The organism is Streptomyces resistomycificus (genome assembly GCF_001514265.1).
GTDB classification, from domain to species: domain Bacteria; phylum Actinomycetota; class Actinomycetes; order Streptomycetales; family Streptomycetaceae; genus Streptomyces; species Streptomyces resistomycificus.
Genome location: NZ_KQ949006.1, coordinates 23,761 through 45,810, shown reverse-complemented (window position 1 = coordinate 45,810; position 22,050 = coordinate 23,761). Strand labels below are relative to the sequence as shown.

At 72.8% G+C, this 22,050-nt stretch carries 20 protein-coding genes; 13 read left to right on the top strand and 7 right to left on the bottom strand.

The features are described 5' to 3' along the window. Positions 1 to 282 precede the first annotated feature (282 nt). Positions 283 to 522, bottom strand: a complete 240-nt coding sequence (chpG, locus tag AQJ84_RS37705; protein ID WP_053193482.1) for a chaplin ChpG — start codon at positions 520 to 522, stop codon at positions 283 to 285. A gap of 367 nt (positions 523 to 889) precedes the next feature. On the opposite strand from chpG, the gene AQJ84_RS37700 reads away from it, so the two are divergent. Genes AQJ84_RS37700 through AQJ84_RS37665 form a run of 8 tightly spaced genes read left to right on the top strand, consistent with a single transcriptional unit; the run spans position 890 to position 10,152 of the window. Beyond that, positions 890 to 2,065, top strand: a complete 1,176-nt coding sequence (locus tag AQJ84_RS37700) for a glycosyltransferase (protein WP_053193451.1) — start codon at positions 890 to 892, stop codon at positions 2,063 to 2,065. Next, entirely contained in the window at positions 2,062 to 3,483 is a 1,422-nt protein-coding gene (locus AQJ84_RS37695) for an exopolysaccharide biosynthesis polyprenyl glycosylphosphotransferase (RefSeq protein ID WP_053193454.1), read from the top strand. The genes AQJ84_RS37700 and AQJ84_RS37695 overlap by 4 nt, the downstream gene beginning before the upstream one ends. Positions 3,484 to 3,487: 4 nt before the next feature. Then, positions 3,488 to 4,834, top strand: a complete 1,347-nt coding sequence (locus AQJ84_RS37690; RefSeq protein WP_053193457.1) for an O-antigen ligase family protein — start codon at positions 3,488 to 3,490, stop codon at positions 4,832 to 4,834. Beyond that, entirely contained in the window at positions 4,831 to 6,489 is a 1,659-nt protein-coding gene (gene murJ, locus AQJ84_RS37685) for a murein biosynthesis integral membrane protein MurJ (protein ID WP_030043762.1), read from the top strand. Before AQJ84_RS37690 ends, murJ begins: the two co-directional genes overlap by 4 nt. Continuing rightward, positions 6,473 to 7,225, top strand: coding sequence for a polysaccharide deacetylase family protein (locus AQJ84_RS37680; RefSeq protein WP_053193461.1), 753 nt, complete (start codon positions 6,473 to 6,475; stop codon positions 7,223 to 7,225). Before murJ ends, AQJ84_RS37680 begins: the two co-directional genes overlap by 17 nt. 1 nt (position 7,226) lies before the next feature. Next, positions 7,227 to 8,381, top strand: coding sequence for a glycosyltransferase (locus tag AQJ84_RS37675; RefSeq protein WP_053193464.1), 1,155 nt, complete (start codon positions 7,227 to 7,229; stop codon positions 8,379 to 8,381). Continuing rightward, on the top strand, positions 8,378 to 9,028 hold the full coding sequence (locus tag AQJ84_RS37670) for a YveK family protein (protein WP_053193468.1): 651 nt from the start codon (positions 8,378 to 8,380) through the stop codon (positions 9,026 to 9,028). The genes AQJ84_RS37675 and AQJ84_RS37670 overlap by 4 nt, the downstream gene beginning before the upstream one ends. Then, positions 9,025 to 10,152 (top strand): GNAT family N-acetyltransferase, encoded by a 1,128-nt coding sequence (locus AQJ84_RS37665; protein WP_053193471.1) that lies wholly within the window; start codon positions 9,025 to 9,027, stop codon positions 10,150 to 10,152. The genes AQJ84_RS37670 and AQJ84_RS37665 overlap by 4 nt, the downstream gene beginning before the upstream one ends. A gap of 31 nt (positions 10,153 to 10,183) precedes the next feature. Here AQJ84_RS37665 and AQJ84_RS37660 read toward each other — a convergent pair whose 3' ends face one another. Continuing rightward, a complete protein-coding gene (locus tag AQJ84_RS37660) occupies positions 10,184 to 11,446 on the bottom strand; it encodes a glycoside hydrolase family 26 protein (protein ID WP_053193474.1) in 1,263 nt (420 codons plus the stop codon). A gap of 167 nt (positions 11,447 to 11,613) precedes the next feature. Here AQJ84_RS37660 and AQJ84_RS37655 point away from each other — a divergent pair, with 167 nt between their 5' ends. Beyond that, positions 11,614 to 12,915: a carboxylate--amine ligase gene (locus AQJ84_RS37655; protein ID WP_030043757.1), complete on the top strand. Its 1,302-nt coding sequence runs from the start codon at positions 11,614 to 11,616 to the stop codon at positions 12,913 to 12,915. A gap of 77 nt (positions 12,916 to 12,992) precedes the next feature. On the opposite strand, the gene AQJ84_RS45025 is transcribed toward AQJ84_RS37655, so the two are convergent. The 3 genes from AQJ84_RS45025 to AQJ84_RS37640 form a co-directional block, all read right to left on the bottom strand. Then, positions 12,993 to 14,045, bottom strand: a complete 1,053-nt coding sequence (locus tag AQJ84_RS45025) for a chaplin (RefSeq protein WP_059198910.1) — start codon at positions 14,043 to 14,045, stop codon at positions 12,993 to 12,995. Positions 14,046 to 14,175: 130 nt separating this feature from the next. Beyond that, a complete protein-coding gene (locus AQJ84_RS37645; protein ID WP_030044193.1) occupies positions 14,176 to 14,403 on the bottom strand; it encodes a chaplin in 228 nt (75 codons plus the stop codon). A gap of 304 nt (positions 14,404 to 14,707) precedes the next feature. Then, positions 14,708 to 15,118 carry a rodlin gene (locus AQJ84_RS37640; RefSeq protein ID WP_053193489.1) on the bottom strand — a complete coding sequence of 137 codons (411 nt, stop codon included), beginning with the start codon at positions 15,116 to 15,118 and terminating at the stop codon, positions 14,708 to 14,710. A gap of 225 nt (positions 15,119 to 15,343) precedes the next feature. Here AQJ84_RS37640 and AQJ84_RS37635 point away from each other — a divergent pair, with 225 nt between their 5' ends. The 3 genes from AQJ84_RS37635 (at position 15,344) to AQJ84_RS37625 (ending at position 17,415) form a co-directional block, all read left to right on the top strand. Next, positions 15,344 to 15,742 carry a rodlin gene (locus tag AQJ84_RS37635; protein WP_053193492.1) on the top strand — a complete coding sequence of 133 codons (399 nt, stop codon included), beginning with the start codon at positions 15,344 to 15,346 and terminating at the stop codon, positions 15,740 to 15,742. A 107-nt stretch (positions 15,743 to 15,849) separates the two neighbouring features. Beyond that, positions 15,850 to 16,860 carry an LCP family protein gene (locus tag AQJ84_RS37630; protein ID WP_078632347.1) on the top strand — a complete coding sequence of 337 codons (1,011 nt, stop codon included), beginning with the start codon at positions 15,850 to 15,852 and terminating at the stop codon, positions 16,858 to 16,860. 147 nt (positions 16,861 to 17,007) lie between these two features. Next, entirely contained in the window at positions 17,008 to 17,415 is a 408-nt protein-coding gene (locus AQJ84_RS37625) for a rodlin (RefSeq protein WP_053193496.1), read from the top strand. Between the two features lie 61 nt (positions 17,416 to 17,476). On the opposite strand, the gene AQJ84_RS37620 is transcribed toward AQJ84_RS37625, so the two are convergent. After that, positions 17,477 to 19,396: an AMP-dependent synthetase/ligase gene (locus tag AQJ84_RS37620; protein ID WP_053193499.1), complete on the bottom strand. Its 1,920-nt coding sequence runs from the start codon at positions 19,394 to 19,396 to the stop codon at positions 17,477 to 17,479. Positions 19,397 to 19,799: 403 nt separating this feature from the next. Here AQJ84_RS37620 and AQJ84_RS37615 point away from each other — a divergent pair, with 403 nt between their 5' ends. Then, the gene (locus tag AQJ84_RS37615; RefSeq protein ID WP_030044200.1) at positions 19,800 to 20,435 is read left to right on the top strand and encodes a chorismate mutase; all 636 of its coding nucleotides are present in this window, start codon (positions 19,800 to 19,802) and stop codon (positions 20,433 to 20,435) included. 31 nt (positions 20,436 to 20,466) lie between these two features. On the opposite strand, the gene AQJ84_RS37610 is transcribed toward AQJ84_RS37615, so the two are convergent. Continuing rightward, positions 20,467 to 22,014 carry a vWA domain-containing protein gene (locus AQJ84_RS37610; protein WP_053193502.1) on the bottom strand — a complete coding sequence of 516 codons (1,548 nt, stop codon included), beginning with the start codon at positions 22,012 to 22,014 and terminating at the stop codon, positions 20,467 to 20,469. Between the last annotated feature and the right edge of the window lie 36 nt (positions 22,015 to 22,050).

Here is a 22,050-nt window from a genome sequence, read left to right as displayed (position 1 = left end):
CGAGCCCCGGCCTGGGCGGAAACCCCGAACGCGGAAGGTTTCCGCGACCCGCCCGGGTCGGTTCGCCGGTAGACCCGGCTCATCGGGCTGCGAGGGCGGCGCCTGGGCGAGAGGCGTGTCCGTGTCGGGGACGGGCCCACGGGACGCCGACGGGACACCCGGGCCGGCCGGGTTCCTCTCGAGCGCCACCCCGGTCGGGCGAGGCGATCAGCACGCGAACCGGCCGCCCTCCCGAGGAAGAACCACGGGAGGGCGGCCGGTAAAGGGGGGTTCGAGCCGACGTCAGTCGTTCTCGCACTCGTTGCCGAACGCGGGGTTCAGCAGACCGATGACGTTGACGGTGTTGCCGCAGACGTTGACCGGAATGTGGACCGGAACCTGGACGACGTTGCCCGACAGCACGCCCGGGGAGTGAGCGGCAGCGCCCTGCGCGCCGCTGTCGGCGGTGGCGATGCCGGCGGTGCCCGCAACGGCGGCGGCCGCAACGGTGGTCAGGGCCAGGCCCTTCGCGATACGCGACATGGAGAAGTGCTCCTTGGTGTTGACCAAAACATCCGGGCGGGGATGCCCGGCGCTGTGTCAACGCGTGCGGCCCACGCGGGTTGTGCCGCCAATGGGGTGATCTCACGAGTGACCCCGGTTGACCAATCCGACACAGATATCCGGCTTCTCGGAATAAATGCGGACAGGGGCTAGAGTTGCGGACCTCCTGCCGCACCCCTGTGTTCGAACCGGGCAAGGCTCTGCGATCGGGTGGTGACCAGCCGGCCTCCCGGCTCGTTTCCCAGCGGGACGCGGCGTGGGCCCGGCGTGCTTCGTCGCCGTAGACGCCCGCGCGTAGGTGCGTTCCCGCCCGTCCCAGCGCCGTCCGTGAGCGAGGAAACCGCGCATGCACCAGCCAGCACCCGACCCTCGGCCTCGGGTCCTGCATCTCACCCAGCCCGTGGACGGCGGGGTCGCCCGCGTGCTGACGGACCTGGTGCGAGCCCAGCTGCGGGCCGGCCTCCGGGTCACGGTCGCCTGCCCCAACGCTCCGCTCGCCCCGGCCCTGCGGGCGCTCGGCGCCGACGTACGGCACTGGGCGGCCACCCGCTCGCCGGGCCCGACACTCGTTCGAGAGGTACGTCGGCTCGCTCGCGTGATCGAGGACGTACGCCCCGATCTGGTGCACGCGCACAGCGCGAAGGCCGGTCTGGCCGGCCGGCTGGCCGTGCGGGGGCGGATCCCGACCGTGTTCCAGCCGCACGCCTGGTCGTTCGAGGCGGTCGGCGGGACCACCGCCGAGCTGGCGCTGCGGTGGGAGCGGTGGGGGGCGCGTTGGGCGTCCAGGGTGGTGTGCGTGAGCGCGGCGGAGCGCAGGACCGGCGTGCGCGCCGGGGTGACCGGGCGGTGGAGTGTCATCCCCAACGGCATCGACACCGAGCGTTTCCACCCCGCCGCCGTCGGCACGGTACGGACCGCGCTCCTGCCGGACGTCGATCCCGCGGCGCCGCTGGTGGCGTGTGTGGGACGGCTGTGCCGGCAGAAGGGGCAGGACGTCCTGCTCCGGGCGTGGGAGGGGATCCTCCAGCGGGTGCCGGACGCCCGCCTCGTGCTGGTCGGCGACGGACCGGACCTGGACGGACTGCGTACTCGCGCCCCGGGATCCGTGCTGTTCGCGGGGGCCGTCACCGACACCCTGCCCTGGTACCAGGCCGCCGACCTGGTCGTCCTGCCGTCGCGCTGGGAGGGCATGGCGCTCGCTCCGCTGGAGGCGATGGCGTGCGGGCGGCCGGTGGTGGTGACGGACGTGGATGGCGCCCGGGAGAGCCTGCCGCCCGGCCTCGTCCCGCGCTGTCTGGTGCCGCCGGAGAACCCGGCCGCTCTCGCCGGGGCCGTCGCGGGGCTGCTGCTCGACCCGCTGCTGCGCGAGTCGCTCGGCCACCAGGGGCGCCGTCACGCCCTGTCCACCCACGACGTGCGGCACACGGCCGAGGCGGTGGCGGGCGTGTACCGCGACCTGCTCGGCGGCCGGGCCGCCATGGGCGTCGCGCCCACCGAGTACAGGGAGTTCCTCCACTCGTGACTGCGGAAAGCACCGTCCCCTCGCCCGGTGGGCAGGCACGGGATCTCGGATTCTCGCCCGTCTCGGTCATGCCGCCGCGCGGCGCCGACGCCGGTTTCCGGTTCCCGCTGCGCCGGCCTCCGGCCCGGTCGGCCTCACCGGCTCCGCTGCTCGCCGCGGACGTGGTCGCCGCCCTGCTGGGCGCCTGCGCCGTGGCGGAGGCCGAGCGCCATCCGCTGCTCGTGGCCCTGCTGGTGACCGCGTCGTTACTGCTGCGCCCGCGCCTCGCCCGGTCCGTGCAGGGAATCCTCGACGAACTGCCCGCCGTCTGCGGCCGGATCGCGGTGGGCTGGCTCGCGGTCGCGGCGCTCGTGGCGGCGTACGCGCCGGAGCGCGCGCTGAGCTTCGGCACGCTGGCCGGCGGCTTCCTGCTCCAGTCGGCTACGGCCTGCGTGGGCCGCGGCCTCGTGCACGCGCAGCGGCGCGCGGTGCGGCTCGCCCGGCCGCGCGCCGCCCTCGTCATCGGCCCCGTCGCCACCGCGCAGCGGGTGGCCGCCGCCGTGCTGCGCCATCCGCGGAGCGGGGTGCGGCCGGTGGGGGTCGTGGCCGAGCAGCCGGACGGCAAGGAGGGGCTGCCGGTGCTGACGACCGGTGAGGAGGTCGAGCGCGCCCTCATCCAGAACGGTGTGCGGGACGTCCTGGTCGTGCATCCCTCCGCGCGGTCCCAGCAGGGCCCGCTGCTGCGCGCGCTCGCCCAGTCGGGCTGCGCGGTGTGGGAGGTGGACGCCGACTCGCCGTCGTGCCGGACGCTGGACCAGCTCGCCGGGTTCTCCTGCCGGCTGCTGGAGACGGGCTCCCCGCGGCGGGGCGGCGGCAAGCGGGCGCTGGACGTGACCGTGTCCGGGACGCTGTTGCTGCTGGTCAGCCCGCTGCTGCTGGTGTGCGCGGTGCTGCTGCGGCTGACCGGCGGGCGGGGCGTGGTGTTCCGGCAGGAACGCATCGGCCGGGACGGGAAGCCCTTCACGCTGCTGAAGTTCCGCACCCACCGCCCGGTCAACGAGCACGAGGCGGCCACCCGCTGGAGCGTGGCCAACGAGTACCGCATGCCGTGGTTCTGCCGCTTCCTGCGCCGCACCTCGCTGGACGAGCTGCTCCAGCTGTGGAACGTCCTGTGGGGCGACATGAGCCTGGTCGGCCCCCGCCCCGAACGTCCCTACTTCGTGGCCAAGTTCAGCCAGACCTACCCGGGCTACGCCGCCCGCCACCGCATGCAGACCGGCATCACCGGTCTGGCCCAGATCCACGGCCTGCGCGGCGACACCTCCATCGAGGACCGGGCCCGCTTCGACAACGCCTACATCGACAACTGGTCGCTGTGGCAGGACGTCTGCATCCTGCTGCGCACCGCGGTCTCGCTCCTGCGTCCGACGGGGAGCTGAGCACATGACCCACGCACTGCCGCTGCCCCGCGTACGGCAGCTGTCCCCCGTCCTGCCCGTGGTGGCCGTCGTCGCCCTGCTCGGGCTGCCTCTGGCGCCCGGCGGCGAGGGCGGCGCGGGCCCCGCCGACGCGCTGTCCGCGCTCGTGGTCCTGTACTGCGCGGTCCGTCTCCTACGGGACCGGCGGCGCCCCCTGTCCCGTACGGCGGCCGTGCTCCTCGGACTGCCCGTGGCCGGGCTGGCCCTCGCCGCGATGGGAGCGTCCTCGCCGGGTGAGGGGCTCTCCGGCATGGGCCGTTATCTCCAGGTCTTCGTCCTCGTCCCGGCCACCGTGCTGCTCCTGGTCCGTGGCCGGGGCGACTTCCGGCTGCTGGCCTGGTCGTTCGTGGGGCTCGGCCTGTGGCAGGGGGCGATCGGCGTGCACCAGTACGCGACCGGCACCGGTGCCTCGTACCAGGGGGAGATGATCCGGGCCGTCGGCACCTTCGGGTCGCAGGACGTGATGGGCATGGCGACGGTCGTGTCCTTCGGGCTGGTGTGCGCGACGGGACTGGCGCTGGGGCGTACGGCCGTGCGGCAGCGGGTTGTCGCCGCCGGATGCGCGCTGGCCCTTCTGCTGCCGCTCGCGCTGTCCTTCAGCCGGGGCGCCTGGATCGCGACCGCGGTGACGTGCACCGTCCAGCTCGTGCTCGCCGGAACGCGGCGGGCGTTGAAGGTCGGGGCGGCCGTGGCCGCGGCCGGCGTGATCCTGGTGGGCGGGTTCGGGGTCGGTACGGCGATGCTCCAGGAACGGATCACCAGCATCACGCAGGTCGCCGACGCCCCCGACCAGTCCGTGACCGACCGGTACACCATGTGGGCGGCGGCCGTCGGCATGTGGCGCGAACAGCCGCTGACCGGCGTGGGGTTGAAGGGCTTCCCGGAGCACCGGGACGCCCATGCCTCGCTGGCGCTGTCCTCGGGCAGCGACACCGACGGCGCGGGTGCCTCCTTCCGCAGGCAGCCCCTGCTCTCCCCGCACAACATGTACCTGCTGATCCTCGCCGAGCAGGGCCTGGCCGGGCTGCTCGCGCTGGCCGGGAGCTGGCTGGCGCTGCTGGTGTGCGGGCTGCGGCGGCTGATCCGGGTCCGCCGGGACGGGCCGGGCCTGGACTGCGGGCTCATCGCCTGCGGCCTGCTGGTGTGGCAGCTCACCGACTTCGCCTACGCCGACATCGGCGGGCCCGCGACCGTGCTGACGGCGGTGGGCTTCGGGCTGGTGGGCTGGTGGGCGCTGGCCACCAGCGGCTCCCGCGAGATCCCGGCCGAGCGGCCGGCCGGCGTGGCCGCCGAGAAGGCCGCGGCACGATGAGGACGAAACCTTCCCAAAGCACCCCGGCGGCCGCGGCCACCGTACCCGCGGCCCGCACCGCGGACGCCACCGAACTCGCCCCCGTATCACGGCGGTTCCTCGCCAAGGCCACCCTCGTCACGGCCGTCCTCTCGGTCGCCGGAGCCGTCCTCGGCCTGGTCCGCGACCAGGCGCTGGCCCGGTTGTTCGGGGCCGGAAGCGAGACGGACGCCTTCCTGGTGGCCTGGACCGTGCCGGAGTTCGCGGCCACGCTCCTGATCGAGGACGGGCTGGCCTTCGTCTTGATCCCGGCGTTCAGCCTGGCCCTGGCCCGCCGGGCCCAGGGCGCCCCCGGCGACCCGGTCCGCGCCCTGGTCGCCGCCACCCTGCCCCGCCTGTCGCTGGCCTTCGTCGCGGTGTCCGCGCTGATCGCGGGCACCGCCCCGCACCTGGTCGAGGCCCTCGCACCGGGCCTGCCCGACCCGTCGCTGGCCGTCGACTGCACCCGGATCACCGCGCTGTGCGTGCTGGGCTTCGGGCTCGCCGGGTACTGCAGCGCGGTACTGCGGGCACACCGGCGGTTCCTGGTGCCGGCCGCGATCTACGTGGCGTACAACACCGGCATCATCACCGCGATGTTCGTGCTGGGCGGGCGGTGGGGGGTGCGCTCGGCGGCCCTCGGTGTCGCGGTGGGCAGCGGACTGATGGTGGCTGTCCAACTGCCCTCGGTCTGGCGGCGGTTGCGACGGAAGGCGGCTGCCCGGCAGGAGCCCGTCGAGTCGCCCGACCGCGCGGTGACACTGGCGCTGGTCGCCACCGTCCTGCTGTTCGCGCTGTGCCGACAGTCCCAGGTCCTCATCGAACGCTTCCTCGCCTCCACGCTCCCCGCCGGGGCCATCTCGCACCTCAACTACGCGCAGAAGGTCGCGCAGATCCCGATGACGCTGTCGCTCATGCTGTGCACGGTCACCTTCCCGGTGGTCGCGCGGGCCCTGGCCGAGGGCGACGTCCAGCGGGCCCGGGACCGGGTGGAGCGGGACCTGGCGCTGGCCGCGTGCATGGTCCTGCTCGGCGCGGCGACGGTGATCGCGTGCGCCCCGCAGATGATCGAACTCCTCTTCCAGCGCGGCGCGTTCACCGCCGCGGACACGGCGGCCACCGCGGGCGTCATGCGCGTGTACGCCCTCGGGCTGCTCGGCCAGACGTTGGTCGGCTGTCTGATCCGCTCGTACTTCTCGGCGGGACGCCCCACCTGGTACCCGCTCGGCGCGATGGCCGTCGGCATCGTCGTGACCTGCTGGCTCGGGGTCTGGGCGGTGGGCCCCTGGGGCGTCACCGGCATCGCCGCCGCCAACGCGGCCGGCATCACCGTCACGGCCGCCCTGCTGCTGGCCGGCATGGGCGAGCGCAACGTCCCGATCCGGACCCGGCGGGTCCTCGCCGAGCTGGGCAGGCCGGTCTGCGCGGCGGCGGTCGCCACCCTCGCCGGCGCCTTCGTGGCGAGCCGGTTCGGCACGCCACTGCCCGCTCTCGCCGCCGGCGCCTCGACGGTGACCGTCGTCTTCGCCCTGCTCGCCCAAGCCCTGGGCGCGCGGGGACTGGCCCCCGTCCACCACTCCGTACGACACGTCGCTCGTACCGTCACCCGAAGGCTCCGCCATGGCAGCAACCGTTGACTCCACCGGCAGAACCACCCACGCGGGACCGGTCCCCTGGGTGGCCATGTACCACTCCGTGGGCGACTGCTCCGACGACCCCTACCGCATCACGGTCACACCCGAACGGCTGGACGGCCAGCTGCGCTGGCTGCGCGCCCGGGGCCTGAGGGGCGTCTCGACGGCCGACCTGCTCGCCGCCCGCGCCCGCGGCGAGGGCCGAGGCCTGGTGGGTCTCACCTTCGACGACGGATACGCCGACTTCGTCGAGCGGGCCCTGCCCGTGCTCCGCCGCCACGACTGCGGCGCCACCCTCTTCGTCCTGCCGGGCCGCCTCGGCGGCGACAACGCCTGGGACCCGCTGGGCCCGCGCAAGCCGCTCCTGACCGCCGACGGGATCCGGCAGGCCGCCGCCGAGGGCGTCGAGATCGGCTCGCACGGCCTGACCCACGTCGACCTGACGAAGGCCGACGACGACACGCTGCACAGGGAGGTCACCGAAAGCAGAGCTCTGCTGGCGGAGTTGACCGGAGAGGAGGTCGCCGGCTTCTGCTACCCGTACGGCACGGTCGACCGACGTGCCGTCGACGCCGTGCGCGCGGCCGGTTACACCTACGCCTGCGCCATCGACCCCGGCCCGCTGAACGGCGTCCACGCCCTCCCCCGCGTCCACGTCGGTCAGCACGACACCGCCGTACGCCTCTTCCTGAAGTACCGGCTGCACCGCCTGCGCCGGCGTCCCGTCGAGGGGGTCTGAGGTGAAGGCCCTGCATGTCATCACCGGCCTCGGGGTGGGCGGCGCCGAACAGCAGCTGCGGCTGCTGCTGCGGCACCTGCCCGTGGACTGCGACGTCGTGACGCTCACCAACCCGGGCTCGGTGGCCGAGGGGCTGGTCGCGGACGGCGTCCGCGTGACCCACCTCGGCATGGCCGGCAACCGGGACCTGGCCGCACTGCCCCGCCTGGTCCGCCTCGTCCGCGGCGGCCACTACGACCTGGTGCACACCCACCTCTACCGCGCCTGTGTCTATGGCCGTCTCGCCGCGCGCCTCGCGGGCGTCCGGGCGATCGTGGCCACCGAACACTCCCTGGGCGACTCCCAGATGGAGGGCCGGCAGCTGACCCCGGGGGTCCGCGGGCTCTACCTGGCCAGCGAGCGCCTGGGCCGGTCGACCGTCGCCGTCTCCCCCACGGTCGCCGACCGACTCGTGCGCTGGGGCGTACCGGCCCCCCGCGTCGAGGTCGTCCCGAACGGCATCGACCTGGACCGCTTCCGCTTCGACCCGGCACAGCGGCTGCGTACCCGCCGACGCCTCGGGCTGCCGGAGACCGCGTACGTCGTCGGCGGCGTCGGCCGACTCGTGGCGGGCAAGCGCTTCGACGTCCTGATCCGGGCACTCGCCCAACTCCCCTCTGACTGCTGGCTGTTGCTGGTCGGCGGCGGTCCGGAGGAGAGCGTCCTGCGCCGCACCGCCCGCGAGGCGGGGGTCGCCGACCGCGTCCTGTTCACCGGCGAACGCCCGTCCGTCCCCGACGGCTCCCCCGGCCCCGACCTGCCCTCGCTCACCGCGGCCATGGACCTGCTCGCCTCGCCGTCCGCCGAGGAGGCCTTCGGCCTGGCGGTCGTGGAGGCGCTGGCGGCCGGGCTGCCCGTGCGCTACGCGTCCTGCCCGGCGATCGAGGACCTGCCCGAGCAGGCCGCGCCCGCCGCCCGCCCGGTCCGGGGCGGCCCGGAGGCGTTCGCCCGGGCCATCGCGGCGGCCCGGGCGCGGGGCCCGCACCCGCGGACCGCCCCCGACGCCGCCCACCACTACAGCATCACCCGCAGCGCCGCCCGGCTCATGACCGTCTACGCGGCCACGGTGGCCGCCCCTTCCGAGTCCCGCTCACCCATGGGAGCCCGTTCCTCATGACCCACCACGCCACCGGCCCGCGCCGTCCGGCCGCCGCCCTCGCCAAGGCCCTCCCGCCCTGGTCCCTGATCGCGGCGGGCGCCCTCGCGGGCGGCCTGCTCGGCGGGGTGTACGGCATCGCCAAGCCGCCCGCCTACACGGCCACCAGCTATGTGGTCGCCGTACCGACCGAGCAGTCCGACCCGGCGTCCGCGCTCGGCTTCGCCACGGCGTACGGCCGGGTCGCCACGCAGGTCGCGGTGCTCGGGGACGCCCAGGTGTGGGCCGGAGTGCCGGTGAGGACGCTGAAGTCGAGTGTGCGCACGGAGACCTCGCCGGACGCCCCGATGGTCGCCATCACGGCCACCTCCGCACGCCCCGACCTGGCCGCCGACATGGCCAACGCCGTCTCCCGCGCGCTGACCCGGCACGCGAACGACGCCCAGGCCACCACCCACGTCGAACTCCAGCAGTTCGCCCGCGCCACCAAGCCCACCGAGGCGTCCTCGGCCTCGCCCGCGGTGACGGGTCTGGTCGGCGCGAGCGCCGGCGGCCTGCTCGGCGGCCTGGCTATGCTGGCCCGCCCCCGCCGGACCGGCGACGAGCCGGGCCGTCCGGCCTCCGTGCCCGGGCCCGCCCCCGCCGCCGACGTGCACGGGCAGCTGTGAACCCGACCTGCACGGCGGAACTCGTCACCGACGAGCGGACCTTCGCCGAACTGGCCGACGAGTGGGGCGCGCTGTACCGGCGCTGCGCCTCCGCGACCCCGTTCCAGAGCCACGCCTGGCTGCACTCCTGGTGGCTGTCGTACGGCAGACGCGGCCGGCTGCGGCTGGTGCTGGTCCGCGTCGGGGGGCGACTCGTCGCCGCCGCCCCGCTCATGCGCGTCGGCCGCCCGGTGCCCTCCCTGGTGCCACTGGGCGGGGCGATCTCCGACTACGGGGACGTCCTGCTGGACGACGAACACGGCGAGCAGGCGGTGGCCGCACTCGCCGAGGGGCTGCGCGCCGCCGCCCGCACGGCCGTGATCGACCTCCGCGAGGTACGCCCGGGCGGGGCCGCCGAGCGGATCCACGACCACTGGCGCGGGCCCCGCCGGCGGGTGGCCGACTCGGTGTGCCTGGAGCTGCCCGGCCTGCCGATGGACGAGCTGGTGGCCCGGCTGCCGTCGGCCAAGACCCAGCAACGGGCCCGGGCCAAGCTGCGCAGGGTCGCCGCGCTGGGCCTCGAGCGGCGTGTCGTGACAGCGGACGAGGTCGACAAGGCGTTGCGCCGGCTCGTCGAGCTGCACGAACTGCAGTGGCAGGGGCGGAAGGTGACGTCGGAGCATCTGCGGCCGCGGTTCCGCGAGCACCTGGTACGGGCGGTCGGCACGATGGTGCGGTCCGGGGACGCGGTGGTCACCGAGTTCCGCCTGGAGGACGACGTGGTGGCGGTGGATCTGACACTGCTGTCCCGGCGGCTGGCGGGCGGCTACCTGTACGGCGCCCACCCGTGCCTGCGGGAACGCAGGACGGATGTGGCGGTGATGCTGCTCGACGCGTCCACGGAGCACACGCACGGCTGCGGGCGCGACACGCTGAGTCTGCTGCGCGGCAACGAACCTTACAAACACCACTGGCGGCCCGAGACGGTCGTCAACCAGCGCCTGTTGCTCGCCCGTCGGCGTACCGCCCCGCTGCTCGCGGCGGTCGTCTGCGACGTGGCCGCGAGACGGCGGGGCAAGGAACTGCTGCTGCACTGGAAGGGATGGCGGGAGCGGAAGGAGCGTGACGGTGGCGGCAGGCCCTGACCGAAGCTGCCGCCACCTTCTCCCGGCTGTGCTACCGGCTGCGCGACCACCAGTCGAAGCGCAGGCACAGCTTCCCGCCGAGCCAGTACTCCACCCAGTCGCCCAGATCCAGCGGGGAGCAGTTCGCCGGGGTCGTCGGCTCGGGCGGCGTGGTGGGCTCGACCGGCGTGGTGGGTTCGACCGGCTTCGTCGGCTCGACCGGCTTGGTCGGCTCCGTGACCGGGTCGGTGCGGCCGAAGAGCACCGACCGGTAGACCTCGGACGACTTGGGGTTGTTCCCGCACTGCCAGACACCGTGCGGGCAGTAGTCGGTCAGCGTGTTGTACAGCGGCTTGTGTTCGTCCATCCAGGCGAGCATGCGCCGCATGTACTCGGAGTTGTCCCCGTTGCGGAACAGCCCCCATTCCGGATACGAGATGGGCTTGCCGTGCGCCTTGGCGAAGTCCACGTGTTCCCGGAGTCCGTAGGGCTCGGTCACCTGTTGGTCGAAACTCAGCCCGGACGGCTGGTCGTAGGAGTCCATTCCGATGATGTCGACCGTGTCGTCCCCCGGATAACACCGCGTCCAGGGAACGGCGTCCCGGCCGCGGGAGGGCGTGAAGTCGAAACGGAACTTCTGCCCGGGCACGGCCCGCATCGCGGTGACGATTCTGTTCCAGTACTTCTTCCACGCCTCCGGGTCGGGCCCGCAGCGGTGGGTGTAGGTGATGCCGTTCATCTCCCAGCCGAGCACGATGACCGTGTCCGGCACCTCCAACTCGACCAGCCGCTGGGCGAGTCTGCGGAAGTGGTGGTCGAACTGTCCGGCCGCGCCCTGCCGCAGCAGTCCGCGCACCTCGGCGTCGGAGACGTTGCCCTCGTTGCGCTCCATCATGGGCACGTTGAGGACGAGCATCCGGTCGTCCCTCTCGAGCCGCCAGTCCGCCCACACGTCGAGGAAGCCGGGAGCGCCCTCGATGTTGCTCCAGCGGTCGCCGGGCAGGTAGGTGTGGCCGACCCGCAGTTCGGCGTCGCCCAGCCAGCGGCTGAGTTCGGCGATCCGCGCCACGCCACGGGGACCGTAGTCGAGGTAGGCACCGAAGGCGGGGCCGGTATTCGCGGGCCCCGCGGACTGCGTCGGTGCCGGCGTCGGCGTCGGCGTGGGGGTGAGCGCGGGTGTCGGAGCGGGAGGATCGGTGTCCCGCCCCACCCCCGCGGCGGCACCCGGTCCCGAGGCCAGGGCGGCCGACGCGGCGACCGTCGCGGCGATGAACGCCAGCCGCCTGGAACGGGCCCGTCGCTGCTGTGAGGCCATGCCTGCTCCTTTCTCCGCTGTCGCGCCAATAACTGGCACTCCACGACCACTCCACTGGAATCCCAGTAACTGACACTCAGTCATATCAGTATGAATTCCGCCACCGCGCTTACGGCTTTCGAGTGCCGCGATCGCCCGCACGAGTGAACCGACCGAAGGAAACCGCCGTGTCGCCGTTCGACACCCGCGTCCCCGCCGTACTGCTGCGGGTCGACCGGAATCCCTTTCACCACGGAACGCTGGGTGCCGCGCGTTCCCTCGGCCGGGCCGGCGTGGAGGTGCACGTGGTCGCCGACTGCACCGGAAGCCCGGTGCGCGCATCCCGTTTCGTACGGCAGTTGCATTCCCCGCCGCCACCCGGCGCGTCCGCTGCCGACATCGCCGTCGTGCTGCGCCGGGTGGCCGCCCGGATCGCGCGCCCCGCCCTGCTGATCCCGATGGACGACGCGAGTGCCGTCGCGGTGGGCCTGCTGCGCGCTGAGCTGGCCCCCGCCTATCTGCTGCCGCACCAGCCCGACGCCCTGTCCCAACGGGTGGCGGACAAGGCCGAACTGCCCGCTCTGTGCGCGGCGGCGGACGTCCCCCACCCGCAGACGGTGATGCCGGACAGCGCGGCCACCGCCGCCTCAGCCGCCTGGCGCCTGGGGCTTCCGGTGGTGGCGAAGTGGAGCCGCCCCTGGCTGCTGCCCGCGGACAGCGGGCTGCGCAGCACGGTCCTGATCCGCTCCACCCAGGAGGCGCGCGGGTTGTACCTGCGCGCCGAGGAGGCGGGCAGCGGACTTCTGCTCCAGGCGTACCTGCCGCCGGGGCCGGACCGCGACTGGTTCTTCCACGGATACGCCGACCGCGCGGGCACCCTGCGCGGCGGCGGGTCCGGCTCCAAGGAACAGTCCTGGCCGCGTGACGCCGGCCTGACGGCGGTGGGCCGCTGGACCCCGAACCCGAGGGTTCAGGCCCTCGCCGAGCGGCTCACCGACGTTCTCGGCTACCACGGCATCCTCGACCTCGACTTCCGCCGCTGCGGCACGACCGGCGGCTACCACCTGCTCGACTTCAACCCCCGCCCCGGTGCCCAGTTCCGGCTCTTCGCCGACACGGCGGACCTGGACGTCGTACGCGCCCTGCACCTGGACCTGACCCACCGTCCGCTGCCGGCCGGCGCGCCGCGCCCCGGGCGCGCCTTCGTCGTCGAGAACTACGCCCCCCTCACCGCCCTGCGCCCCGCCCCGGGCGGCCGCGAACTGGCCTGGCACGCCGACGACGACCGGGCACCCGGCCGGGCGATGTGGACCCTGTGGGCCCGCCATGTCAACCGCCGGCTACGGGAACGGGTGCGGGCTCCGGGCAAAGGCACGGCCCGTCCCGCCGGCTCGCACGCGACAGCCCGCCCCACGGTCCCCGCCCCCTCGCCCGCCGCGCCGACGGAGCTGGCCCCCGAGCTGTCCGGCGACCCGGGCGGCGCTCCCTGACGCCGGGCCTCACGGCTCGGACAACACACAGGTGCCGGGCACGTGACGTGCCCGGCACCCGGCGTACGCGACAAGCACTACCGACGGGAGGCGGCTCGCCCGCGCCGGTACAGCACTGCCCCACCGGCGATCAGCACGGCAGCGGCACCCGATGCGGCCAGCACGGCCTCGGCACCCGTCTCGGGCAGGCTGGGCGGCTGATGGCCGCCACCGCCCGGCGGCGGGGTGTGGCCACCGTGGGGCGGGGTCGTGTGCGGGGGCGTGGTGTGCGGGGGTGGGGTGGTGTGCGGTGGGGTCGTGTGCGGGGGCGTCGTATGCGGGGGTGGGGTGGTGTGCGGGGGCGTCGTATGCGGAGGCGGAGTGGTGCGCGGGGGCGTCGTATGCGGGGGTGGGGTCGTGTGCGGCGGCGTCGTATGCGGAGGCGGAGTGGTGTGCGGCGGCGTCGTATGCGGAGGCGGGGTCGTGTGCGGCGGCGTCGTATGCGGAGGCGGAGTGGTGTGCGGCGGCGTCGTATGCGGAGGCGGAGTGGTGTGGGGCGGCGTCGTATGCGGAGGCGGAGTGGTGTGCGGCGGCGTCGTGGGCGGCTTGGTGGGGGGCGTGTCGCCGTACCCGCCTTCGTCCTCGTGGCCGTCGCCGTACCCGTCGCCGGAGTCCTCGCCGTACCCGCCGCCGGAATCCTCGCCGTACCCGCCGCCCGAGTCCTCGCCGTACCCGTCCCCGTCGTCGCCGTACTCGTGGTCGCCGTACTCGTGGTCGTCCGCCTTGCCGGCCGGGCCGTGGGCGGGCGCGCGGTCGCCTGCTCCGAGGACCTGCGAGCCCATCGCCGAGCCGTACGACCAGGAGTCGGAGAAGCCGGGCAGGTCGTCGTGGTCGCCGTGGTCCGCGGCGCGCGATCCGCTCTTGTGCGAACCCGACCCGTTCGCACAGGAGTTGCCGAACGTGGGGTTGAGTCCGGCGGCGACGTCCACGGAGTTGCCGCAGACGTTGACCGGCACCTCGACCGGAGCCTGCACGCTGTTGCCGGACAGGACACCGGGCGAATCCTTGGCGGTCCCGTTCCCGTCCACGTCGGCGAGGGCGGAGCTGCCGCACAGGGACAGAATGCTCGTCGCGGCGGCCGCCGCGACCATTCCCCTACTCAGGGTCTGGCGCAATCTCGTTGTCTTCCTGCTCGAAGAGGTGGGAAAAGCCGGCCTCGGAACGAATGGAAGACGCCCAAGGCCGGCCATGGCCCAGCCGGACGGCTGGTGCGTTATGCCGTCAGTCGTTCACGCACTGGTTGCCGACCGCGGGGTTGAGCAGGCCGATGACGTTCACGGTGTTGCCGCACACGTTGACCGGAATGTGGATCGGAACCTGGACCACGTTGCCCGAGAGGACACCCGGCGAGCCGATGGCGACACCCTGGGCACCCGAGTCGGCGAAGGCCGGGGCGGCCATGCCGAGGGCCATGATCGCGCCCGCGACGACAGCTGCGGTCTTCTTCATGAGCTTTCCCTTCTCTGCGGTCATGCCTCTGTGACGGTCGAAACCGAGCGAGCACAGTCGGAACGGCTCGCACCATGACCTGCAGGCTGTAAACGAGAGATAGACGGAAGAAGAAACTCCGGAACGTGTGTCGCGGGGTAATTCACCCGAACGCCTTCACGGAATTTACCTTGAAGATCAATAGCGAAGATCAGTAACGAGGATCCATATCGAATAAACGCGATCGGGATAAGCAAAATAAAATCGCCCGGACGGCCCCGCGCAAGTGGCGGGACGGCCCGAGCGAAATTAGGGAAGCGATGCGTCAGCCGTTGCCGGCGCCATTGCCGGACAGGGCCGAGATGTCGGTCAGGATGTTCGACAGCGGCTCGTCACCCTTGGCCTGCGTCGCGTTCTGGGCGCACTGCTGGTTCTGCGGGGCCGACAGGATCGGGATGTCCTGCACGCCGATGTTGAGCAGGCCGACGAGGGACTGGAGGTTGGCCTTCGCGGGCAGACCGACGCAGAGCTTGTTCAGCGAGCTCTGGACCAGGGTGGCCTGCGGGCTCAGGTCGCCTTTGGTCCCCTGGTTGCCGAACGCCTCGCGGGCGCCGTTGCCGCTGGCGGAGGTGGTGCTGTTGTCGTCGCCGATGGCAAGCGCCTGGGGAGCGGCCGCCGCCGACACGCCGACGACAGACGCGGCGATCGCCGCCGTGGCCATTGCCTTCTTCAGCATTTCGCTTTCCTTTCCTGGGGCAGGAGGCGTCCTGGACCAGACGCATCCCGGCAGGACGCGTGTTCCTGCGCTGGCATCAACCGGTTGGGCGAGGTTTGGTTGCGACGTTTCACCCGATCAGCCCCAGTGGGCCATCGGAGTGAATGACAGCAACCAAGCGGGCCCGCGGCAGTTGACCAGCACGGCTCCGGTGGACGGGGTTTCTCCAGAAAGGGATCTACTCAAGTGATCAAGAAGGTTTTGGCTTCTGCCGCTGTCGCCGCGTCCGTCATCGGCGCCGCCTCCCCCGCCATGGCCATCGGCAACGACGACGGCACCACGTCCGCCAGTGGCAACGGTGCTTCGCAGTCCTTCGGCAACTCCTACACGCACGGCGACATGAGCCCGCAGATGGCGCTCATCCAGGGCTCCCTGAACAAGCCCTGCATCGGCCTGCCCGCGAAGGCCAACCTCCAGTCCCTCGTCGGCCTGCTCAACATCGGCGTGCAGGACATCAATATCCTGTCGGCCCCGCAGAACCAGCAGTGTGTCGAGAACTCGACGCAGGCCAAGGGCGACGAGCCGCTGTCGCACATCCTGGACGACATCTCGGTCCTCGCCGGCAACGGCGCCGGCAACAGCTGAGCCTCGTATCACCCAGGGCCTCTGAGCCCAGAGGCTGGTTTCTGAGCCTCCGTCAGCGGGCCGCCGGACCACCGGCGGCCCGCTCGCTTACGTTGCCTCGCGTGACGATGAAGAGAACTCTTTCTTCCCTAATCGTGTCCGCCGCCGCGGCGGCCCTGCTCGGCGCCCCCGCGCTGCCCGACCGCGAGCCCTCCGCCGACGGCCTGAACATCCTGGTGATGGGCACGGACGGCCGGGACACCATCTCCGCCGCCGAGAAACGCAAGTTCCACGCGGGCGGGATCGCCTGCAACTGCACGGACGTCCTGATGCTGGTCCATGTGTCGGCCGACCGGGACCGGGTGAGCGTCGTCAGCCTGCCGCGCGACTCCTACGCGGAGATCCCTCCGCATCGCGACGAGTACACCGGGGAGGAACGCCCGCCGCACCCGTCGAAGATCAACGGGGCGTACGCCGAGGGCGGTGCCCCGCTCACCGTGCAGACGGTGGAGTCGATGACCGGACTGAATGTCGACCGCTATCTCCAGATCGACTTCCGGCGCTTCATCGACGCCGTCAACGAGGTCGGCAAGGTCGAGGTGTGCACCCCGCGCCGCCTGAAGGACAAGGCCACCAAGCTCGACCTGCGGCCCGGCAAGCACCTGCTGGCCGGCGGGCCGGCGCTGCAGTACGTCCGCTCCCGGCACGTCGACCTCAGCGCCGACCTGGGCCGGATCCAGCGTCAGCAGCGGTTCCTGGTGAACGCGCTGCGCGGACTCCAGGCGCGCGACCTGCTGACCGACCCGGTCGGGACGGCCCGGGTGGTGGACACACTGCTCGGGAGCGGCCAGGTCGAGCAGGGGTTCGACGCCGGGGAGCTGGTGGAGCTGGCGGCCGCCCTGGACCGGGTGCCGGCGAAGGCGACGGAGTTCGCGACGGTGCCGATCGCCGGGTTCGACGAGAGCCATCCCGAGATCGGGTCCACGCTCGTCTGGGACCGGGCGAAGGCGGACAAGATGTTCGACAGGCTGCGCTCGGACCGTCCGCTGATCAAGGCCGGGACGTCACCCAAGCCACTCGATCCGCCGCGACTGGCGAACGCCGCACCGGTGCGCGGGAGCTCCTACGCCTGTCGGTGAGGGCCGCACGGGAGGCGTTCCTGGGGCGCTTGCGCGGAGGCCAAGTGCGCTGGGCCAATCGGGGCAAAGCCCGCAACCCTGGCGGGGTTTGAGCCGTTGTCGATCACGCAGCTCCTCCCCGGAGTCCGCTTTTCGAAGGGAAAGAACATGAAGAAGCTGTGGGCAACCGCGGCCGTCGCCGCCTCCGTCGCCGGTCTTTCGGCTGCGGCCGCCTCCCCGGCGCTCGCCATCGGTGACGACAACGGCACCACCTCCGCCAGCGGCAACGGTGCTTCGCAGTCGTTCGGCAACTCGGCCACGTACGGCAAGATGAGCCCGCAGCTGGCGCTGGTCCAGGGCTCGCTGAACAAGCCCTGCATCGGCCTGCCCGCGAAGGCGAACCTCCAGTCCCTCGTCGGCCTGATCAACGTCGGCGTGCAGGACATCCCGATCCTGTCGGCCCCGCAGAACCAGCAGTGTGTCGAGAACTCGACGCAGGCCAAGGGCGACGAGCCGCTGTCGCACATCCTGGACGACATCTCGGCCCTGTCCGGCAACGGCGCCGGCAACGGCTGAGCCCTCGCTCCAGCGCACGGCGGGTCACCGGTTCTCCGGTGGCCCGCCGTTCCGTTGTGCCTCAGCGTCGGTACAGCGCGTCGATCGCGTCCCCGTAGGCCTCCTGCACCGCGTGCCGTTTCACCTTCAGGGACGGTGTGAGCAGGCCGTTGTCCTCGGTGAACTCGCCCTCGACGACGGTGAACGCGCGGATCGACTCGGCGCGGGAGACGGCCTCGTTGGCGTAGTCCACGGCCTTCTGGACGTCGGCCCGCAGGCGCGGGTTTTGTGCGAGGTCCGACAGCGGGGTGTCGGCGGGCAGTCCGCGCACCGCCAGCCAGTGGGTGACCGCCTCGGGGTCGAGGGTGACGAGGGCGGCGACGAAGGGGCGGTTGTCGCCGACGACGACGCACTGGCCGACGGGCGGGCGGCTGCGCAGGCGGTCCTCCAGGACGGCCGGGGAGACGTTCTTGCCGCCGGAGGTGACGAGGATGTCCTTCTTGCGGCCCGTGATGGTGAGGTAGCCGTCCTCGTCGAGGGAGCCGAGGTCGCCGGTGGCGAACCAGTCGTCGGTCAGGACCGCGTCCGTCGCCTCCGGGTTGTTCCAGTAGGAGCCGAAGACGATGCCACCCTTGACGAGGACCTCGCCGTCGTCGGCGATGCGGATCGTGGTGCCGGGTACCGGGGGGCCGACCGTGCCGGGGCGGGGTTTCAGGGGCGGGACGATGGTGGCGGCCGCCGTCGTCTCCGTGAGGCCGTAGCCCTCGTAGACGACGATTCCGGCGGCGTAGAAGAACAGGTTGAGGTTGCGGTCGAGCGGGGAGCCGCCGCTGATGGCGTAGCGCATGCGGCCGCCGAGTTCCTTGCGGACCCGTCGGTAGACCAGCAGGTCGTACAGGGCCCAGGCGGCGTGGAGGCCCGGGCCGGGGCCCTTGCCCCGGTCCAGGAACCTGTTCAGGTGGGCCTCGCCGAAGCGGACGCCGATGCGGTCGGCGCGGTCGAAGGAGGCTCCCCGGCCCATCTTCTCGGCGGTCGCGCGGCCGGTGTCGTGGATCTTCTCGAAGAGATACGGGACGCCGACGAGGAAGGTCGGGCGGAACTCCTTGAGCGCGGGGCGCAGTTCGTCGGGCTTGATGCTCGGGCAGTGGCCGATCTCGATGCGGGCCATCAGGCAGGCGATCTGGAGCGTGCGGCCGAGGATGTGGGCGAGCGGGAGGAACAGGAGCGTGGAGGCCACCTGGCGGGTGACCTCCTTGAAGATCGGGTGGAGCAGCTCGACGGTGTTGGCGGCCTCGGCGAACAGGTTGCCGTGGGTGAGGACGCAGCCCTTGGGCCTGCCGGTGGTGCCCGAGGTGTAGCAGATCGTCGCGACGGTGTCGGGGGTGAGGGACGTCCGGCGCTTGGTGACCTCGTCGTCCGGGACGTCACGGCCGAGGGTGGTGAGTTCGTCGAGCGCCGCCGCCTCCAACTGCCATACACGCGGGCCGGCTTGGTGGTGGGCCGTGCCGGTCGTCACCGTGTCGGCGTTCTCGGCCGTCTCCGTGACGACGAAGCGGGCTCCGGAGTCGCGGACGATCCACTCCACCTGTTCGGCGGAGGACGTGGGGTAGACGGGGACGGTCTGGCCGCCGGCCGCCCAGATCGCGAAGTCGAGGACGGTCCACTCGTAGCGGGTGCGGGACATCACGGCGACCCGGCCGCCCGGCTCGAGACCCGCGGCGATCAACCCCGCGGCCACGGCGGTGACTTCGCGGGCGAAGGCCGCCGCGGTCACCGGCCGCCAGCCGTCGTGCCCGCGGCGGCGCAGGACCACCGCCTCGGGTGCCTCGGCCGCGTTGGTGAAGGGCAGGTCGGCGGTGGTGCCGTTCGCCGGGTGGGTGGCGAGGGTGGGGGTGCGGGCCTCGCGGACCACTCCGCGCTCGTCCGTGACGGTCTCGACCCTGGTGCGGGCCGCCAGGTCGCTGCGCTGCTTCGCCCGTTTCAGATCCTTGCGTACTCCCATGAGACGGCTCCCGGTCGCGGCTCTGCTGACGTCCCGTCCAGTCCTTACTGGAGAGTCAACTTACTGTCGAGTAAACATGCTGAGGGTGTCAAGGTCGGCTCCGGGTGGTCCGACGACCGGATCACGACGTCGACGCACTCGCCCGCGCGGCCGAAGGCCTCGCCGCCCTCCGTGGTCCGGCCGGAAGCCCCGCCCAGTGCTGCCCGGTGGCCGCTGCCCGCGGCGGCCGTGGTGCTCGCCGGGTTCCGGCGGCGTGGATGTCCGACGACGCCCACATCTGCCCACGACGGAAAGGGAGTCGGGGCAGGGCCCGCGGGCGGTGGGCGGGGGCCTCACCGGTACGTTGCTGACCGGCGCGGGGTCCCGGCCCGGCGCCGACCGACCCCCCACGGAAGGAAAGCCCGTGCGCCCCCAACGCCTTCGCTCCGTCCTCGTCGCCGTGTGCGCCACGGCGGCCGTCACCCTCGCCGGCGCCCCCGCCGCCGTAGCCGCGCCCACACCCACACCCGTGCCCGCGTTCGCGTCCGTGCCCGCGTCCGCGTCCGCGCGAGCCAACTCGCTCGTCCCGCTCACCGACCTGTTCGCCGAGCGGCTGCTGCTCGCGGACAAGGTGGCGGCCGCCAAGTACGGGACGGACAAGCCGATCGACGACCCCGAGCGCGAGCGGCAGATCCTCGACGACGTGTCCGCGCGGGCCGTCGCGCTCGGGCTGGACCCGGAGGCGGTGAGTGCGGTCTTCCGGGACCAGATCGAGGCGAACAAGCTGGTGCAGCGCGGTCTCTACGCCCGCTGGGACGCGCATCCCGAGCAGCGGCCCACCGAGCGGCCGGACCTGGTCAAGGAGGTCCGGCCGCAGCTGGATCGCATCACCACACAGGTGCTGGCCGAGTTGCGGGAGACGTCGGCGCTGCGGGCCGGGCGGTCGTGCGCGCCCCGGCTGACCGTCGCCGCCGCGCGGTCCGCGTACGGCCATGAGCTGGACCTGCTGCATCTGGAGGGGCTGGCACGGGCGCTGCCCTCGGTCTGCGCCGGCCGGTAGGTCCCGGAGGCAGGCGGTGCGCGGAGACCGACTAGTCCGCGAGGTGCCGCGCCCGGCGGATGGTGTCGGCCAGTTCGCGTACCGCCCTGTCCTCGGTGGTGTCCGCCAGGTCGTCGGCCCGTCCGGCCAGCTCGTCGAGGGGCCGGGCGTCCGGTAGTGCCGCCCAGCGGTCGTCGCCCCGGCGGAGGGCGTCGGCGAAGTAGGCGGCCACGGCGGTGACCTGGAAGCGGGGGCTCGCGCTCCACACGGAGTGGTCCAGGGAGTCGGACTCCAGTTGGCCTGACTCCTCGTGCGGGGTACGGGTCTCGGGGTCCTGCCAGCGGACGGTGGCGGTGGCGAGGTGGCCGTCGGCGCCCTGCCTGGTGCGGACGGCGTAGAGGGCGGTCACGGTGTGGCCGGGGCCGACCTCGCCGCCGTCGACACGGTCGTCGCGGAAGTCGTCGTCGGCGACGCGGCGGTTGTCGTAGCCGATCAGGCGGAAGTCGGCGACCGTCTCCGGGTCGAAGGCGACCTGGGCCTTGGCGTCGCGGGCGGTGAGGTCGATGTTGCGCGGGAGCTGCTCGCAGAAGACCTTCTCGGCGTCGTCCGCGCCGGACACGTAGACGGTGTGGCCGTCGCCCTTGTCGGCGAGGCGTTCCATCAGGGCGTCTCCGTAGTCGCTGCCGACGCCGACGCCGAAGAGGGTGATGCCGTGCTCGCGGCGGGCGCCGTCGATGCGCTCCAGGATGGAGTCGGCGTCGGTGTCACCGTCGTTGGCGAGGGCGTCGGAGACCAGGACGACCCGGTTGGTGGCGCCCTCGCGGCGGCCCTCGACGGCGGTGGCGTAGCCGGTCTCGACGCCCGCGCCGAGGTTGGTGGAGAAGGTGGGCTCCAGGTCGTCGACGGCGTCGTGGATCTCGTCGCGGTTGCCGCCCAGGCGGGTCATCGGCAGCACGGTCTTCGCCTGGTCGCTGAAGGTGACGATGGCGACCGAGTCGTCGTCGCGCAGCCGGTCGGTCATCACGCCCAGGGATTCCTGGGCCAGGTCGAGGCGGCCCGGTTCGGCCATGGAGCCGGAGATGTCGATGACGAAGGTCAGGGCGGCGGGCGGGCGGTCGTCGGGCCGCTGGGACGTGCCGCGGGTGGCGAGGCCGACGCGGACCAGGGACCAGTCCTCGTCGTCGGTGCGGGCGCCGTCGACGGTCACCGAGAAGCCGTTGCCGTCGGGGCGTTCGTAGTCCTGGCGGAAGCTGTTGACGAACTCCTCCGGGCGGATCGTGGAGGGGTCCGGGCGCTGCCCGTCGGCGAGGGTGCGGCGGGCGTAGCCGTAGGAGGCGGTGTCGACGTCGAGGGCGAAGGTGGAGAGGTGGTCGGGAGAGGGGGCGACCTCGCGGGACTCGTCGTCCGGGCTGTCGCCGTCCTGCTCGCCGGTGCCCCGGTCGGGGCCCGGGGCCGGGAAACCGGTCGCCCCGTCCGCCCGATCCGAGCTGCTGCCTCGGTCGCTGTCGCCGCTCGCGCCGCATCCCGTCAGCAGCAGGCCGCCCGTCGCGGTGAGTGCGACCAGGGCGGCTCGCAGCCGTCGTATCCGATGTCGCTCCATTTTCCGTGCCCCCTTGGCTAGTTGACGCCGACGCTT